The organism is Helicobacter sp. MIT 01-3238 (genome assembly GCF_003364135.1).
Lineage (GTDB): Bacteria > Campylobacterota > Campylobacteria > Campylobacterales > Helicobacteraceae > Helicobacter_B.
On the sequence record NZ_NXLN01000011.1, the window covers coordinates 56,141 to 70,918 of the forward strand.

Below are 14,778 nucleotides of genomic sequence, written 5' to 3' on the forward strand. Positions count from 1 at the left end.
AAAATGGGATACCAAATACCAAATGTCGAATTTGTCGATAAAAAATTTACCGAGATTAGCGAGGGCAAAGCCCAAGTATCTATCGTGCTTGTGCCAAAAGAATCCAAAAAAAACACTACAAAAAGCACCTCAAAAGATTCTATCAAAAAATCTAAACTGCCCAAGCACGATTGGATAAATGCCAAAGCACTAGAATCTTTTGGCTATGATGGCACTTCGCCATTTTTTTTACAAAGCCAAAAAACACTATATATCCCCATAAACACACAAAAAAATGGTGATATAAGCGATGAGGACTTGCGCGAAGCTGGAGCGATAGCTATCCGCACTTTGAAGCACTATCCTTATGAAAGCGCGAAAGTAGGATTTTATGGTAGCAAAGAGAGAGCAAACAAAGATTTTGTGCTAGGTGCATTGCTTGGGGGATATAGCTTTAGCGAGTTTAAGTCCAAAAAGAAAGATAGCACCCTAAAGCACCTCATCATCTCAAGCGAGGGATTCAAAGGCGACAAACTTGATATGACAAGTGCAACGCGTGAATGCAAAAAAACCAAGATTCTAGCAGAGAGCATAAACTTCGTGCGTGATTTGATAAACACTCCCCCACAAATCGCCACACCCAAATACCTCGCTACCAAATCTCAAGAAATCGCACAACGCGCGGGAATCAAGTGCAAAATCCTAACAAAAGAAGACCTAAAAAAAGAAAAAATGGGGGCGTTTCTAGCCGTATCTCGCGCTTCAAACAAATCCCCACGACTTATACACCTAAGCTACACGCCAAAAGACAGCGACAAAAATATTCCAAAAGTCGTGCTTGTCGGCAAAGGGCTTACTTATGATAGCGGTGGGCTTAGCCTAAAGCCCGCTGATTATATGACAACAATGAAAGCCGATAAAAGCGGTGCTTGCGCGGTGCTAGGTATCATAAATGTCATAGCCAAGCTAGGAGTGCAAGTGCAAGTCGAAGCGATACTAGGTGCAAGCGAAAATATGATAGGTGGAAATGCTTACAAACCCGATGATGTGCTTATATCGCGAGAGGGAGTAACTATCGAGGTAAAAAACACAGACGCAGAGGGGAGATTGGTCCTAGCAGATTGTCTAAGCTATGCTCAAGACTTAGAGCCTAGTGTGCTTATAGATTTTGCCACACTCACAGGGGCTTGTGTGGTGGGGCTTGGCGAATACACAAGCGGGATAATGGGCTACAATGAAAAACTAAAAGAGGATTTTGAAAAATCCGCGCTACAAAGTGGCGAGCTAGTAGCAAAGCTACCTTTTAACAGGCACATAGCCAAGCTCATAGAATCCAAAGTCGCAGATGTAAACAACGCCGCCTCTTCGCGCTATGGAGGTGCAATAAGTGCAGGAATGTTTTTGGGCGAATTTATCCGTGAGAAATACAAAGACAAATGGCTACATATTGATATAGCTGGACCTGCGTTTGTAGAAAAAGAGTGGGATATAAACCCCTATGGTGCAAGTGGTGCGGGGGTAAGAGCTGGAGTGGAATTTATCCTAGAGCACTACGCCACAAAATCTAAAAAACACTAAAATCCAAAAAAAAAAAAAAACGCAAATAAAAATAAAATCTAGCAACACTAGCTTGCCAAATCTAAACCCAAAAGGAACTAAATGGGACTATCCATAGGAATCGTAGGATTACCAAATGTAGGCAAATCCACCACATTCAACGCCCTCACAAAAGCGCAAAACGCCCAAAGTGCGAACTACCCCTTTTGCACTATCGAGCCAAACAAAGCTATAGTCGAAGTGCCTGACGCACGCCTAAGCGAGCTAGCAAAAATCGTAAAACCACAGCGGATTTTGCACTCCCAAATCGAGTTTGTCGATATAGCTGGGCTTGTGCGCGGAGCGAGCAAGGGCGAGGGGCTTGGCAACCAATTTCTAGCAAACATAAAAGAAGCGGATATGATTTTGCATATCGTGCGCTGCTTTGAGGACAGCGACATCACCCACATAGAAAACCGCATAGACCCGCTAGGCGATATAGAAATCATCGAGCTAGAGCTGATTTTGGCAGACATAGCCACACTGCTAAAGCGCGTAGCAAAGCTAGAGCGCGAAGCAAAAGCAAGCAAAGAAGCGGGGAAGATTCTAGAATGTGCAAGGAAACTTTTGGCACATTTAGAGACAAACTCGCCCGCTAGGAGCTTTGCAGACTTTGCCACAAGCGAGTGCGAGACGCTAAACAAAGAGTTGCGTTTCCTAAGTGCCAAAGAAGTCATATACGGCGCAAATGTCGATGAGAGCGAGCTAAGCGAGGATAGCGAGTATGTCAAAAAGGTGCGAGACTATGGCGAGAAGCAAGGCTTTGAGACGATAAAGCTATGCGCCAAAATCGAAGAGGAAATGGTAGCTTTGAGCGAGGAAGAGAGAGCGGAGTTTTTGCGCGATTTGGGCTGCGCTGAGTCTGGGCTAGAGCAGATTATCCGCACAGGATTTAGCAAGCTAGGGCTTATCAGCTACTTCACCGCTGGCGTGCAAGAAGTGCGCTCTTGGACGATAAAAAACGGAAGCAAAGCCCCACAAGCCGCAGGGGTAATCCACAACGACTTTGAAAAGGGCTTTATCCGCGCAGAAACAATCGCCTATGAGGACTTCATCAAATACGGAGGCGAAGCAAAGGCAAAAGAAGCGGGAGCTATGCGAAGCGAGGGCAAGGACTACATTGTCCAAGACGGCGATGTGATGCACTTCCGCTTTAATGTGTGAAGCGCGTTAGACTTCGCACTTGAAGCGCAAAAATTAGCCTAAGTTTTCAGTCCATTTAAACGCGAGCAATGCAAACGCTACTGAATAAAGAATACTGCTAATAAGAAAATGAGGGTGGCACTCCTAGCTATTGTTCTTTATTGTTAAATATTGAGCTTTGACTAAAATGTAAAATTATGGTGGAAAGGGCTTGTCTCTTTAAAAGCCTCCTCCCCAAATGATAAAATTGTGGCAGAGGAGGGTTACCTACTTTAAAACCCCCTCCCTTGCGGAGGGGGTTTGGGGGTGGATAGGTTTTTATAAAACAATTTCTTGCCACGCCTACACGCCTAATGACAAATCTTGAAGTATCAAAAACATTTTTTTCACTCACACTTTTTTGCAAAATCTACTTTTTAGATTCCAATATTTCACAAAGTCTTGCAAAGATAATCCTAGCTATCCCTCTACCCCAATCAACCACATAAACCTAACCAATCCTCACTTTATCAAACCCTAGCCTTACAAAACCTACACAAAATTAAAGTAAAACTAAGCAAATCTACACAAAGCCTAATCAAAATCTAGCCAAACCTCAGCTTCCCACCACCAAGCCTAGCCAAATCTAACTCCCAGCGACAAATACCACCCACCACCAAATCCCACCTTTTTTGCCCTTATTTACATATTGTTTTTTTTTTTTTTTTGTCTAATGCGATTACGCAAAGGCTTATAGAGACTGCTTCGTATAGTGTCTATGGCATTGCTCATACTATCGCACAAGGACAAAAATGAAAAAAATCATAGCAGGAGTTTTGCTAGCTACTTGCATAGCATTTGGGAGAGAAGCGATATTTGGCGATATGCTAGATGCTATCGTTTCATTTGGAAATGGCTATTTGGAAGTCAAAAGCAATCAAGGCAGGACTATCAAGCTCCCCTTGCAGGTCTACGGATACAAAGTGATGTTTGAGGGGCTCATAGATAGGGATAAGTCAAAGCAGTGTATCAGCTACAAATCCTTACAAGAAGCCCAAAAAGCTAGACTAGCACTATGGAAGTGGAGCGACACCATAGAGGGACGCTCTACCTACCCCTACCAAGACGATAGGCAAAAGCAAATAGAGAGAGAAGCGATACTGCTAAATGACATAGCCACAGGCACAGAGGAATACAAAGAATGCCAAAAGGTGGTCATAGCAAAGGTAGGCGAGACGATAGGGAAGCTATTTTCGATTTTTCAGAGTGATAAGCAAAGCCCTCAAGCCATAACCGCATCATATCAGCCTAAAGCGACTACCACCTATAATGTCTACACTTGGGCAAATGAGATAAACAAGACACGAGTAAAAGCAAGAAACACAAGGGAATATAAAGAATACTTAGCCACAGTAGAGCAAGGAAAAAAATGGGTGGATAGTCTGTATGAAAGTGCCATTCTTGCTGGCAATTCAACTCGTATTATGGAATACTCTGAAATAAAGTCTCTCATCTTTAGCGGTCAAGTAAGCAATGTAAGGATAGGGCAAAATATCATCTTAGCAAATGGCATAGATTCTAATGGTGCAGAGACTACTTTCATAGGGCGAAAAGTAGCCGACCCTATGCTAGTTCAGTCATTAGAAGATTATGGCATTCCTTATGGTGGAATAGGATTTGAATACTATTTAAAAATAAGTTACAAACAACAACTTAAATTGGAAAAACAACTAGATTTAGGGCGTAAAAAGTGGAAGGTAACTATCCTAAAAAAGTGGGAAGCCTACGAAGCTACCAAAGAATACAAAGCGTGGAGAGCACTAGAGAAGCAAGCACTAGATTCTGTAAATAGCGCGCTAGCTTCTACTAGCGAATACCAAAAAGCAGAAATAGCACGAAACAAAGCCTACTCAACCAAAGAATACCAAGCAATGATAAAAGCTCAAAACGCCGTAAGGGCGACACAAGATTTCAAAAACATAAAAGAAATAGCAGATAGAGGTTATGTTTATGTTAGCGAAAGTAATGGATGCAACAAATACTGTGCATTTCGCTATGATATAAGAAAGTCAAAGGAGTTCCTAGCGTGGGAGGTAGCAGCTAAAGCATTTGTAACTACAAATGAATCCAAAGCGTGGCAAGTAGCGGTTAAAGCATATCAAACTACCAAAGAATACAAAGCAAGAGAGTTAGTAAATAAAGAAATAAGAGTGGGTAATAATGCTGATGCACACACTGAAGCGAATTATATTAGAAAGGGTGCATTCTCAGATACATTGTATTGCGGGAATGATAATCTTTGTTACACGGATGGCTATCATTCGATTAGCGATATGCTTATACCAAAAAATTGGGAACACGATTTGTGGTATGGTGGTGAGGATTTTAATGGATTTTATTCTTACGAATACAAGGAAAAAATTCCTAAAGAAGATGCTTATCTTTATGATGGGTATTTTTTTTATGATTGGGAATATTAAAATACTTCACAGCTTGGAGTATTTTGCTTGCGGCTAGATATGATAAAACGACTAGATATGTATAGAAACAGCTAGATATGATAAAAATGCGTTTTTATGCGAAAGATTACCCACCCCCTAACCCCCTCCGCAAAGGAGGGGGCTTTAATAGGGGCAAACGCCCTCCGACACAATATTATCATTTGGGGAGGGGGCTTAATTGTGGGCAATTACGCAAGGAGTGGTGGCTTTTACTCGTTCCCCCTCCTCCCCCCTTTGTGGATAGGGGACAAACCAATTCATTCCCCCTCCCTTGCGGAGGGGGTTAGGGGGTGGGTAGATTTTGGCTTTGATACTTCGGGTTTGCTACCCAAGTATGACAACAAGTGATTGGTGTTTTTGCATTGTCATATTGAGATTTCGCAAGAAAGCGAAATCTCAATATTAGATTTTGCATTGTTTGCAGAATCTTTGAGATACTTCAGGCTTAAAAGCCTCAGTATGACAAGTGGTTAGTTTTGTGTTGTCATATTGAGCCATTTTTGTCATATTGAGCGAAAGCGAAATATGACAAAATATTCCATCACTTGTCATACTAAGATTTGAAACTGAAGTATCTCTAAAAGGTTTTTCAAAAACCGCTTTTTCCAAAAATACAAAGCCAAAAAAAGAGATATTTCGCTTACGCTCAATATGACAAGCGTAGAATAGAGATATTTCGCTTTCTTATGAAAGCTCAATATGACAAAGATATATAGTGAAATCTCAATATAACAAAACGCCCAATGTAACAAAGGATAGATAAACACAGCACGACAAAAACAAAAGTAAAGCTACAACAAAGGCAAAAAACGAACACAACAAAATCACAAAATCAACAAACAAAGCAAACCACAATAAAACAACAAAATCACAAAAAAGGAGCTACAAATGAAAAACCTAGCCTATATCATAGCTTTGGCAAGTGCTTCTCTCGCACTTGATATGCAGGAGCTAGCATTTGATATGCAAGAGTATGAATACTACCAAAGACTCTATGATGAGCATAGCGACACAGATAGCACCACCCAAAGCCACACCACCACGCAAGACATATACAAAAGCCAAATCCAATCCCACTACAACAACATACAAACCACACAAGAGACAAACCCAAACTACCTAACCAAAGAAGAGATTATAAGCAAGTATCCTCAAAGGGTAATGAGATACATATCTACCGACTCATATATCAACCTACGAGAATCCCCAAATGGCAGGGTAATCTATGAGATAAACAAAAATGAACTACCTAGCCTATGTGAATACAGCACAAAATCTGTGAAAAATCAGGGGCTAATCTTTCTTATCAGTAAGTGGGAAAAAGACCTCAAAAACCCCAAATGGTATGAAGTAGGCTATATCCCACCAAATGCAAAAAATACAGCACAAGCATACTATGGAAGTATCCACGAAAGTCAAATCAGCTTTGGCTGTCACATACTAGATGAAGCAGATAGACTAGCCCAAGTAAAAAGACGAAGCACAAAACACCTAAGCGATACCCACTCCCTAGCCTCCACGCTAAAAAACAACAAAATCCACTCACTACTTGTGCTAAAAGAAGAGCGTAAGCTAAAAGTCCTAGCCCGCGAGCTAAACACCGATAGGGTATATGTAGCAAAAACTTATCATATCGCGCTAGGATACAACCCGATAGGACACAAAAGCACACAAGGAGATGGCAAAACACCAGAGGGGGAGTATTTCATCGATGGTAAAAATCCAAAATCACTATACTATCTAAATCTAGGTATCTCATATCCAAACAAAGCAGATATAGCCCAAGCAAAAGCTAGAGGCGTGAGTGCTGGCGGGGATATAAAGATACACGGGATAAGCACCAATCCAAAAAACATACGCGGTGGCAAAAGCAACGCGTATTTTGGGGACCAAAACGCAGGCTGCATATCGGTAGAAAACCACGAGATAAAAGAGCTATATGATGCCGTGCCTATCGGCACAAAGATTTTGATTCTGCCGTGATTTGATTTGCTTTTAGCGCGGTTTGATTTTGGACTACGCTAGATTTTGCTTTGCTTTGATTTTGCGCGATTTTGAAGCGATATTTTATTACAAACTACTTATAGACACCTAACGCACAAATCCTGCAAAACAGCAAAACCAAACCCCAACTTCAAACCAAAGACATAAAATATTTCAATAAAGAACTTTTGTTTATTTTATGGTTATACAATAAACACGCCTTTATTTTATAACTTTAACTTAGGAGAAAAGCGATGGGAAAATACATCGAACTAAAAAAAGACAACTTTGAGCAAGTAACCAAAAGCGGTGTGGCTATGGTAGATTTTTGGGCGCCTTGGTGCGGTCCTTGTCGTATGCTAGCACCCGTGATTGACGAGCTTGCAAGCGATTTTGAGGGAAAAGCAGCGATTTGCAAAGTCAATGTCGATGAAGAAAAAGCGATTTCAGAAGAATACGGCATAAGCAACATTCCTACGATATTTTTTATGAAAGACGGACAAGTAGTCGAGCAAATCGTAGGAGCGCATAGCAAAGCCGTGCTTGCTAGCAAGATTGAAGCATTGCTATAATTTTCGCACACCTTGCTTAGGGTTTATACCCCTTAGCAAGACACGCCAAATCTTTATTAAATTTTCGGGGCTAGATTCTATGCTTTTTAGCTAGAATCTAGCTTTTTTTGTTTATGCCCAAAACCTTGTGGCATAAACAATGCTTAGCAAACAACGCATTTAATAACATATAATCAAAACATAATCAAAAGGAGAAAAAATGTTAAATGTAGCGATTATCGGTGGTGGTCCTGCGGGGCTTACTGCTGGATTATACACGACACGAGGTGGGATAAAAGATGTTGTCCTATTTGAAAAAGGTATGCCCGGTGGGCAAATCACAGGGAGTAGCGAGATAGAAAACTACCCGGGGGTAGCAGAGATAAAAAGCGGTCTAGACTTTATGGAGCCGTGGCAAGAGCAGTGCTTCCGCTTCGGGCTAAAGCGCGAAATGGCAGATGTGAGGCAAATCACAAAAGAGGGTGAACACTTCGTAATCCACTACGATGTAGATAGCAAAGTAGAAGCAAAAAGTGTGATTCTCGCCACAGGTGGACGCCCTAGAAAAATGGGCATAGCAGGCGAGGAGCAGTATTGGGGCAAGGGCATAAGCACTTGTGCGACTTGCGATGGGTTTTTTCACAAAGACAAAGAAGTAGTCGTAATCGGTGGTGGCGACACCGCACTAGAAGAAGCCATATACCTTACCAAAATGTGCTCCAAAGTAACGCTAGTGCATAGGCGAGATGAGTTTCGTGGCGCACCTATCACGCTAGAGCACGCTAGAGCAAATCCCAAAATCGAGTTTCTTACCCCCTACGCACCCATAGAAGTCAAAGGCAATGATAAAAAAGCCACTTCTGTCGTGCTAGAAAACACCAAGACAAAAGAGCAAAAAGAGATAGAATTCTCTGGGCTTTTTATCTTTGTAGGTTATGAGGTAAACACTCAAGTGCTAAAGCAAGATAATGGCTCTATGCTTTGCGCAAGCGAGGATAATGGCTCTATCATCGTGGATTTGGCGATGAAAACAAATATCAAAGGGCTTTTTGCTGCAGGCGATATACGCATAAACGCACCCAAGCAAGTGGTTTGCGCCGCAGGAGATGGCGCAGCTGCGGCACTTAGTGCGATAGCTTATCTTGACTCTTTGCACTAAGTTTTGCATAAGATTTAGGGGAATATATGGCAGACAAATCACAAAGCGCAAAAAAAATAAAAATTGGCTTGCTAGGTAGCACAGGTCGCGTAGGCAGGCTACTTATAGATGAGGTTTTAGCTTCCACTGAAGCGGTTTTGAGCGTGATTTTTGTGCGTGAGAAGCTAGATTTCCCCCAAATCCTCCAAAAAGAGCAAAATCTGCAAAACACGATAGTTACCAACGACTTAGACATACTTATCAAGTCTTGCGAGGTGATTATAGATTTTAGCTCCAAGCAAGGCACAGCTTCACTACTAAGCGCACTAAAAAACACGATTGATTCTAGTGAGTCTAAATGTCCAGCTTGTGTCATCGGCACGACAGGACTAGACAAAGAGGATTTCGCGCTTATTGAGAGTTTGGGCAAGTATGTGCCGATTCTCTATGCGGCAAATATGTCGCTAGGAGTGGCGACTTTGTGCAAAGTAGTGGAGGAAGTCGCCCACAAGCTACAAAGCGCAGATATAGAAATAAGCGAGATTCATCATCGATTCAAAAAAGATGCTCCAAGTGGGACAGCCCTAGCCCTAGCCCACTCTTGTGCCAAAGGACGAGGAAGCAAATCCCAAAACTTCATCACTGATAGAGTATCAGCAGGTGCAAGAGAAGCTGGGCAAATAAGCATAGTGTCCCTACGCGGAGGAGATGTCGCAGGTAGGCACACGGTAGGATTCTACCTTGATGGCGAGTATTTAGAATTCACACACAACGCCACAAGCAGAGCAACATTTGCCAAAGGTGCGCTTGCCTGCGCTCTATGGCTCTCTAAGCAAAGCCCAAAACTCTATTGCATCGATGATATGCTAGCAAGCAATAGCTAGAGATTTTTGCACGCTAGATTTTGCACAAAAGCTACAAAATCCACAAATCCAACAAAACCAAAACAATACAAGAAAACCCACGCAAAAACCCCCTAAAAACCCAAAATGAACCACGAAATCACAAAAACCGCCCTTATAAACGCCACTTCTATATACTATGAATATCTCCAAAACTACAATCTAGGCTGCGAGCAGCTCCAAATACTTGGTATAAACATACAAGAATCCATAATAAAGTTTTTTATAAAAGCAAAGTTCGTCAATACAGATTCCCTTATGCTTGATGTGTGTGGGAGATATACTCCACTTAGCGAGGAAGCAGGCTTTTGCGTGCTTTTTTATGATGAAAAAACAGGGATTTTGGCTATTGAGTGCCTAGATTGCGCCCTTTTAGAAAAGATAGAAAAACACAAAAATGACATAAAACTTTTTAGTGATTTGAAGTTTTTAATCCGCAATTTAGAAATGTTTTTTGAAAATGCAAAATCTTTTGCCCTGCCCACTAAAAATCCACCACTTGCCAAAAAACCACTCCTTGCCCAAAACACACCACTTAATCAAAATCCACTCACCCAAAATCCCCCTTCGCCAACAAAATCAAATCCTAGCCAAAGTCCAAGCACAGCACAAAATCAACACATTGAGATAGATTCTAGCTTCACTCCCAAAGACTACCTAAATGCCGAGCAAAAGTCCGCACTTATGTGCGCCCTAAGCGAGCCTTTTAGCTATATTTGGGGTGCACCGGGCAGTGGCAAAACCCAAGTCGTTCTCTTTGAAGCACTGCTTTACTACATTTACAATGGCTTGCCCGTGTGCGTGCTAGCTCCGACAAACTCCGCCCTAGAGCAAGTGCTAATCGCGCTTATTAGCAAATTTGACACACTAGGGCTAAATAGAGAAAAGATTTTGCGACTTGGCACACCTAGCAACGCCTTTTTGGAGAAATACACCGAAGTGTGCGACCCACAAGTCTTGCAAAAAAAAGCAAAAGACTCTCTCTTTAGCACCACCACCCCCAAAGCACGACTAAAAGAAGCCCTACTCATCGGTATGACAATGGACGGATTTATCAAAAAGCACGCAAGTTTGGGCATAGATTTTTGCCATTTTTTCCTAGATGAGTGCGCTTTCACGCCACTTATCAAAGCCCTAGTCCTCACCACCCAAAACACACCCATAACCCTACTTGGCGACCACAAGCAGCTAATGCCAATCTGTGAGATGCCCACCTCACAGATAAAGGGCGATAAAATCTGGGCAAATCTTTTTAATCTCTCTTCGCTGTTTTTAGAAGACTTTTTCGCTCATAGCGCAGAGATAAGCGCACCTATCTTTGGCAAATCCCAATCTAGCCCGCTATGCTTTACCCAAGACAATAGCGCAAAAACCGCTTTTTGTATCTTGCGCCAAACCCACCGCTATGGCGACAATCTCGCCAAAATCTTGGACTCTCATATCTATCATAATGGCTTAAAAGGCAAGCAAGAAAACACGCAGATTTTCTACATAGATTGCCCAAATGCTATTATAGAGGATAAGCAAAACATCACAGAAGCCCGCGCTATCGCTGCCCTCACAAAAGAGCTAGATAAGCAAAAGCCCCCGCTATCCCAAAATGATTTTAGTGATTTTGCTATCATCACGCCCTTTATCAAGCAAAAAAAATTGCTAAGTGATTGTGGCGTGTCATATCGCCGTATTTGGACGATTCACGGCTCGCAAGGGCAGGAGTTTGACACTGTGATTTTCTCCCCCGTGATGCTTCATCATCACTTGACTGATTCTCGCAATACAAATGCTTCCTACGCCCTAAATGTCGCCATAAGTCGCATAAAAAAGCAGCTAATCATCGTATGCGATAGGGCGTATTGGCTACGATTTAGAGGGCAGTTTTTAAGCGAGATTTTGGCAAACGCACTTCCATTTCCAAATCAAGCAAACCTCACAATCTCGCAAAATCCGCTCAAAAAAACTTCATCACAAAGCCACTTAAATACACCTACAAAGCACCCAAGCAAAGACATTGAAATCATCAAAATCTAAACACCACTAGCACACCAACCCCCACTAGCACAAAATCCTAGCACAAATCCCGCACAAAACTTTATCGAAAAATCTTAGTGCAAAATCCTGCGTAAAATCCTAGCACGGTTTACTTCCCACCAAATCCCCTCGACTAAGCTCCACATTTTTGCATATTTTCTACTACCCCACCCCAAAACCTTGCCCGCCCCAAAACCTCGCTTACCCCAAAACCTCGACTTTTTCCACACCATAATAAAACGCCTTATATCGCTCCAAAAAATCATTATGCCTAGAAAAAGCGCGGTTTGTCTTTGTGTATGGGTTTTTGTCCCGCTTGTGCGCCCCCTGCCCTTGATAGTCCTCCCTTAGGCTATATAGCGATTGCGCGGCGATGACTTTCTCTCCCTCGCTCATTCCCTCACTAGCACGCACAAATGCACTATACTCCTCATCACTCATTAGCTCCAAAATCTCCATTCCATAGGTTTCCCTCACAGCAGAGCCTGCAAAGTCCTGCTTTGGCAAGCTATCTTTTTGAGTTTTTTCTAAAGTAGGTTTTTGGATTTTTTGTGGAGGTTTTGTTTTTTGGGTAGATTGTGCCAAGCTTTGGCTCGTGGATTTTTCGCCATTTTGGTTTTGCACATCACTTTGGCTTTGTATGTCATTTTGTGAGTTTTGTTGCAGGTTTTGCGTAGTTTGCGTAGATAGAAGTGAGCTAATCGAAGTCTTGGGCAATCCATAATCAATACGCAAAACACACCTCCAAATAGATTTTTAGATTTTAGTAGTTTATCAAAGTGGCAAAGCTATCATAGCCTAGCCAAAGAAGCGGATATACCGCGCCTCTTAAGCCAAACTCTAAGCACAAATATGACGCAATCAAAAAGCAAAAATAAATCCAAAATCTACCTAAAATCCAATCCCCATTTCAAGCATTCCTATCGCGTTTGTTAGTGCGGGCATACCTAGCCCCTCACTAGAGATTTTTGACGCACCTAGATTTTGGTATCTAAATATGATTTTTAGATAATACTCTGTGTGTTCGCTATAAAAATAGCTAGCCCCCACACTCGCGCTATAAGCCTCCCCATTTAGCCCAAAAGCACTCAAAGCCGAGTCTCTCCCAAACCCATACCCACCATAAAAAAGCCAATCATACCCCACACTATATTGCAAAGCCACTCTTTTGCCAAGCGGGACTGCCCCATCTAGCTCCCCACCTATGTAATGAAACAAATACGAGTAGCCAGAGCTTCCCTTTTTGCGCGAAGTGTAGGCTTCAAATGTATAGGCTAGATTTAGGTAGAGGGGGATTTTTTTGGTGGCGAGATTTACCCCTACTTTTGGTCGTATCTCGCCAAATAGCGCGACACCCTCTCTCACAAACTGCGGGGACAAAAGAGCGGGATTTTGCTTGCCAGCACCTAGCTTCGCGCTTAAGACGAATTGTGCGCGGTTGTTTTTGGTAGCTATGCCACCCTCTAGGTTTATATATCCTGCGTATATGTCGCTGTGGGTTTGCTTTGTGTGGGATTCTTGCAAGTGTGTGTATTGCACACCTATGCCTACGCGCGTGTATTCTCTAGGGCAGTCGCCCACACTACAAAAAGCCCCCATATACGCGCCCAAAAACGCGCTTGAAGTGCTAAAAGCCATTTATTTCCTTATGTTTACATTTCGCATTAAAGTTTTTGAAAATCAAAGTGCAGATGCTTAAAAACTCGGCATTATATCGGCAAAAGATAAATCCCAAACGCTTAAGACACCAAAGCTAGAGACAAAAACTAAGCAATATCTACTAACAAAATCAATAAACACCAATACTTATCAATAAATCATATATTTTTGGCAAAAAAGTGGAAAAGGTAGATAAAACTCGCCTAAAAAGTAGCCGTTTTTTTTTTTTTGTCTTATTTTTAATTTTTATTTAAGCATAATTTTTTTACCATTCATTCACTTTTAATTTTTTATTTATCAAATGACTTGTATCACCGCATTATACGCGATACAAAAGGTATCGCAAAACAAAATCAAGGAAAAACAATGACAAAGCAAGTAAAACCTATGCGCGTAAGCACTCACGCGCATATACAAACCCCCTCACGCTTAAAACACGGCATTTCCGCGTCATTGCGAGATTCCCGCAAGAGCGTGGAATCGTGGCAAAACAAGCAAAGCGCAGTTTCTTTAGTAATACACAAAACCCTTTGTCATCTTAAGCGAAGCGAAGTATCCAAAAATGCAAACGCAAATGTGCAAAATCCTTTGGATATTTCGGTTTCTACGAAACCTCAATATGACAATGTGGGCATTTACGCAAAACCTCGATATGACAATCCAATCGTCATTGCGAGCGAGCATAGCGAGCGTGGCAATCCAATCAGTTCCCCCTCCCTTAGCACGAGTGGCAACTCCACTTATTCCCCCTCCACTTACGAGGGGCAATCTGTAATTTCCCCCTCCCTTGCGGAGGGGGCTAGGGGGTGGGTAGATACTACCTCCGCTTCTCAAGTAAAGTCAGCAACTACAAACAAACACAGCACTTCGTCATTGCGAGCGAACGAAGTGAGTGCGGCAAAACAAGGCGAAGCCGAAGTTTCTCTAGTAATCCATAAGAAAGGCAAAGAAATAGATTGCCACGAGAATCCTTACGGATTCTCTCGCAATGACGAAAGACTTACCCACCCCCAAACCCCCTCCGCAAGGGAGGGGGCTTTAAGAGAGCCAAACACGGTTACTCTAAGGGATGGGGCTTTTAAAAAGCCAAATACTGTTACTCTTGCTAGACAATATGACACCCCCCACGCAAGCGACAAAAAACCACACACAGCCAACCCCCGCAAGCTAGCCCTATCACTCCTCACAGCAAGTGCACTTGCTAGCCTAGACACACTTGCAGCTGGAGATTGTGTCATATTGCAGCATAGCACTACTGTTGGTGCTACAAGCAAAAGAGTAGAGTGCACAGGCTCTTTTAGTGCTAGTGAGTTTCAAAG

General features: G+C 42.3%; 15 protein-coding genes. 11 read left to right on the top strand and 4 right to left on the bottom strand.

Annotation, left to right across the window (positions count from 1 at the left end; all coding sequences use genetic code 11):
• Positions 1-3: 3 nt before the first annotated feature.
• The 5 genes from CQA40_RS05260 to CQA40_RS05280 all read left to right on the top strand — a co-directional run bounded on the left by CQA40_RS05260 (position 4) and on the right by CQA40_RS05280 (position 5,546).
• Entirely contained in the window at positions 4-1,557 is a 1,554-nt protein-coding gene (locus CQA40_RS05260; RefSeq protein ID WP_115519870.1) for a leucyl aminopeptidase, read from the top strand.
• 81 nt (positions 1,558-1,638) lie between these two features.
• A complete protein-coding gene (gene ychF / locus CQA40_RS05265) occupies positions 1,639-2,739 on the top strand; it encodes a redox-regulated ATPase YchF (RefSeq protein ID WP_115519871.1) in 1,101 nt (366 codons plus the stop codon).
• A gap of 217 nt (positions 2,740-2,956) precedes the next feature.
• Complete coding sequence (locus CQA40_RS11575) at positions 2,957-3,085, top strand: hypothetical protein (protein ID WP_258864468.1); 129 nt, start codon at positions 2,957-2,959, stop codon at positions 3,083-3,085.
• Positions 3,086-3,509: 424 nt separating this feature from the next.
• Positions 3,510-5,177 (top strand): hypothetical protein, encoded by a 1,668-nt coding sequence (locus CQA40_RS05275; protein ID WP_115519873.1) that lies wholly within the window; start codon positions 3,510-3,512, stop codon positions 5,175-5,177.
• 96 nt (positions 5,178-5,273) lie between these two features.
• Positions 5,274-5,546 (top strand): hypothetical protein, encoded by a 273-nt coding sequence (locus CQA40_RS05280; protein ID WP_115519874.1) that lies wholly within the window; start codon positions 5,274-5,276, stop codon positions 5,544-5,546.
• A 54-nt stretch (positions 5,547-5,600) separates the two neighbouring features.
• Here CQA40_RS05280 and CQA40_RS10880 read toward each other — a convergent pair whose 3' ends face one another.
• Positions 5,601-5,807, bottom strand: a complete 207-nt coding sequence (locus CQA40_RS10880) for a hypothetical protein (protein WP_147290167.1) — start codon at positions 5,805-5,807, stop codon at positions 5,601-5,603.
• Between the two features lie 279 nt (positions 5,808-6,086).
• Here CQA40_RS10880 and CQA40_RS05285 point away from each other — a divergent pair, with 279 nt between their 5' ends.
• The 5 genes from CQA40_RS05285 to CQA40_RS05305 all read left to right on the top strand — a co-directional run bounded on the left by CQA40_RS05285 (position 6,087) and on the right by CQA40_RS05305 (position 11,800).
• The gene (locus CQA40_RS05285; RefSeq protein WP_115519875.1) at positions 6,087-7,181 is read left to right on the top strand and encodes a murein L,D-transpeptidase family protein; all 1,095 of its coding nucleotides are present in this window, start codon (positions 6,087-6,089) and stop codon (positions 7,179-7,181) included.
• Positions 7,182-7,435: 254 nt separating this feature from the next.
• A complete protein-coding gene (gene trxA / locus CQA40_RS05290; RefSeq protein WP_023927023.1) occupies positions 7,436-7,753 on the top strand; it encodes a thioredoxin in 318 nt (105 codons plus the stop codon).
• 199 nt (positions 7,754-7,952) lie between these two features.
• Entirely contained in the window at positions 7,953-8,891 is a 939-nt protein-coding gene (gene trxB, locus CQA40_RS05295) for a thioredoxin-disulfide reductase (protein ID WP_115519876.1), read from the top strand.
• A gap of 26 nt (positions 8,892-8,917) precedes the next feature.
• The gene (dapB, locus tag CQA40_RS05300) at positions 8,918-9,754 is read left to right on the top strand and encodes a 4-hydroxy-tetrahydrodipicolinate reductase (protein ID WP_115519877.1); all 837 of its coding nucleotides are present in this window, start codon (positions 8,918-8,920) and stop codon (positions 9,752-9,754) included.
• 105 nt (positions 9,755-9,859) lie between these two features.
• On the top strand, positions 9,860-11,800 hold the full coding sequence (locus tag CQA40_RS05305; protein WP_115519878.1) for an AAA domain-containing protein: 1,941 nt from the start codon (positions 9,860-9,862) through the stop codon (positions 11,798-11,800).
• A 74-nt stretch (positions 11,801-11,874) separates the two neighbouring features.
• On the opposite strand, the gene CQA40_RS11095 is transcribed toward CQA40_RS05305, so the two are convergent.
• The 3 genes from CQA40_RS11095 to CQA40_RS05315 all read right to left on the bottom strand — a co-directional run bounded on the left by CQA40_RS11095 (position 11,875) and on the right by CQA40_RS05315 (position 13,438).
• Positions 11,875-12,033, bottom strand: coding sequence for a hypothetical protein (locus CQA40_RS11095; protein ID WP_181882840.1), 159 nt, complete (start codon positions 12,031-12,033; stop codon positions 11,875-11,877).
• Positions 12,002-12,535: a hypothetical protein gene (locus CQA40_RS05310; RefSeq protein WP_115519879.1), complete on the bottom strand. Its 534-nt coding sequence runs from the start codon at positions 12,533-12,535 to the stop codon at positions 12,002-12,004. The genes CQA40_RS11095 and CQA40_RS05310 overlap by 32 nt, the downstream gene beginning before the upstream one ends.
• Before the next feature lie 156 nt (positions 12,536-12,691).
• Positions 12,692-13,438: a hypothetical protein gene (locus CQA40_RS05315; protein ID WP_115519880.1), complete on the bottom strand. Its 747-nt coding sequence runs from the start codon at positions 13,436-13,438 to the stop codon at positions 12,692-12,694.
• A gap of 387 nt (positions 13,439-13,825) precedes the next feature.
• On the opposite strand from CQA40_RS05315, the gene CQA40_RS05320 reads away from it, so the two are divergent.
• Positions 13,826-14,778: hypothetical protein (locus CQA40_RS05320; protein ID WP_147290168.1), on the top strand; the 953-nt coding region annotated here is incomplete at its 3' end.

Excerpts from the sequence above, each read along its gene's own strand:
- CQA40_RS11095 (WP_181882840.1), bottom strand. The coding sequence starts at position 12,033 with ATGGTGTGGAAAAAGTCGAGGTTTTGGGGTAAGCGAGGTTTTGGGGCG.
- CQA40_RS05285 (WP_115519875.1), top strand. The coding sequence starts at position 6,087 with ATGAAAAACCTAGCCTATATCATAGCTTTGGCAAGTGCTTCTCTCGCA.
- CQA40_RS05305 (WP_115519878.1), top strand. The coding sequence starts at position 9,860 with ATGAACCACGAAATCACAAAAACCGCCCTTATAAACGCCACTTCTATA.
- CQA40_RS05260 (WP_115519870.1), top strand. The coding sequence starts at position 4 with ATGGGATACCAAATACCAAATGTCGAATTTGTCGATAAAAAATTTACC.
- CQA40_RS05275 (WP_115519873.1), top strand. The coding sequence starts at position 3,510 with ATGAAAAAAATCATAGCAGGAGTTTTGCTAGCTACTTGCATAGCATTT.
- CQA40_RS05315 (WP_115519880.1), bottom strand. The coding sequence starts at position 13,438 with ATGGCTTTTAGCACTTCAAGCGCGTTTTTGGGCGCGTATATGGGGGCT.
- trxA (WP_023927023.1), top strand. The coding sequence starts at position 7,436 with ATGGGAAAATACATCGAACTAAAAAAAGACAACTTTGAGCAAGTAACC.
- trxB (WP_115519876.1), top strand. The coding sequence starts at position 7,953 with ATGTTAAATGTAGCGATTATCGGTGGTGGTCCTGCGGGGCTTACTGCT.
- dapB (WP_115519877.1), top strand. The coding sequence starts at position 8,918 with ATGGCAGACAAATCACAAAGCGCAAAAAAAATAAAAATTGGCTTGCTA.
- ychF (WP_115519871.1), top strand. The coding sequence starts at position 1,639 with ATGGGACTATCCATAGGAATCGTAGGATTACCAAATGTAGGCAAATCC.
- CQA40_RS05280 (WP_115519874.1), top strand. The coding sequence starts at position 5,274 with ATGCGAAAGATTACCCACCCCCTAACCCCCTCCGCAAAGGAGGGGGCT.
- CQA40_RS11575 (WP_258864468.1), top strand. The coding sequence starts at position 2,957 with ATGATAAAATTGTGGCAGAGGAGGGTTACCTACTTTAAAACCCCCTCC.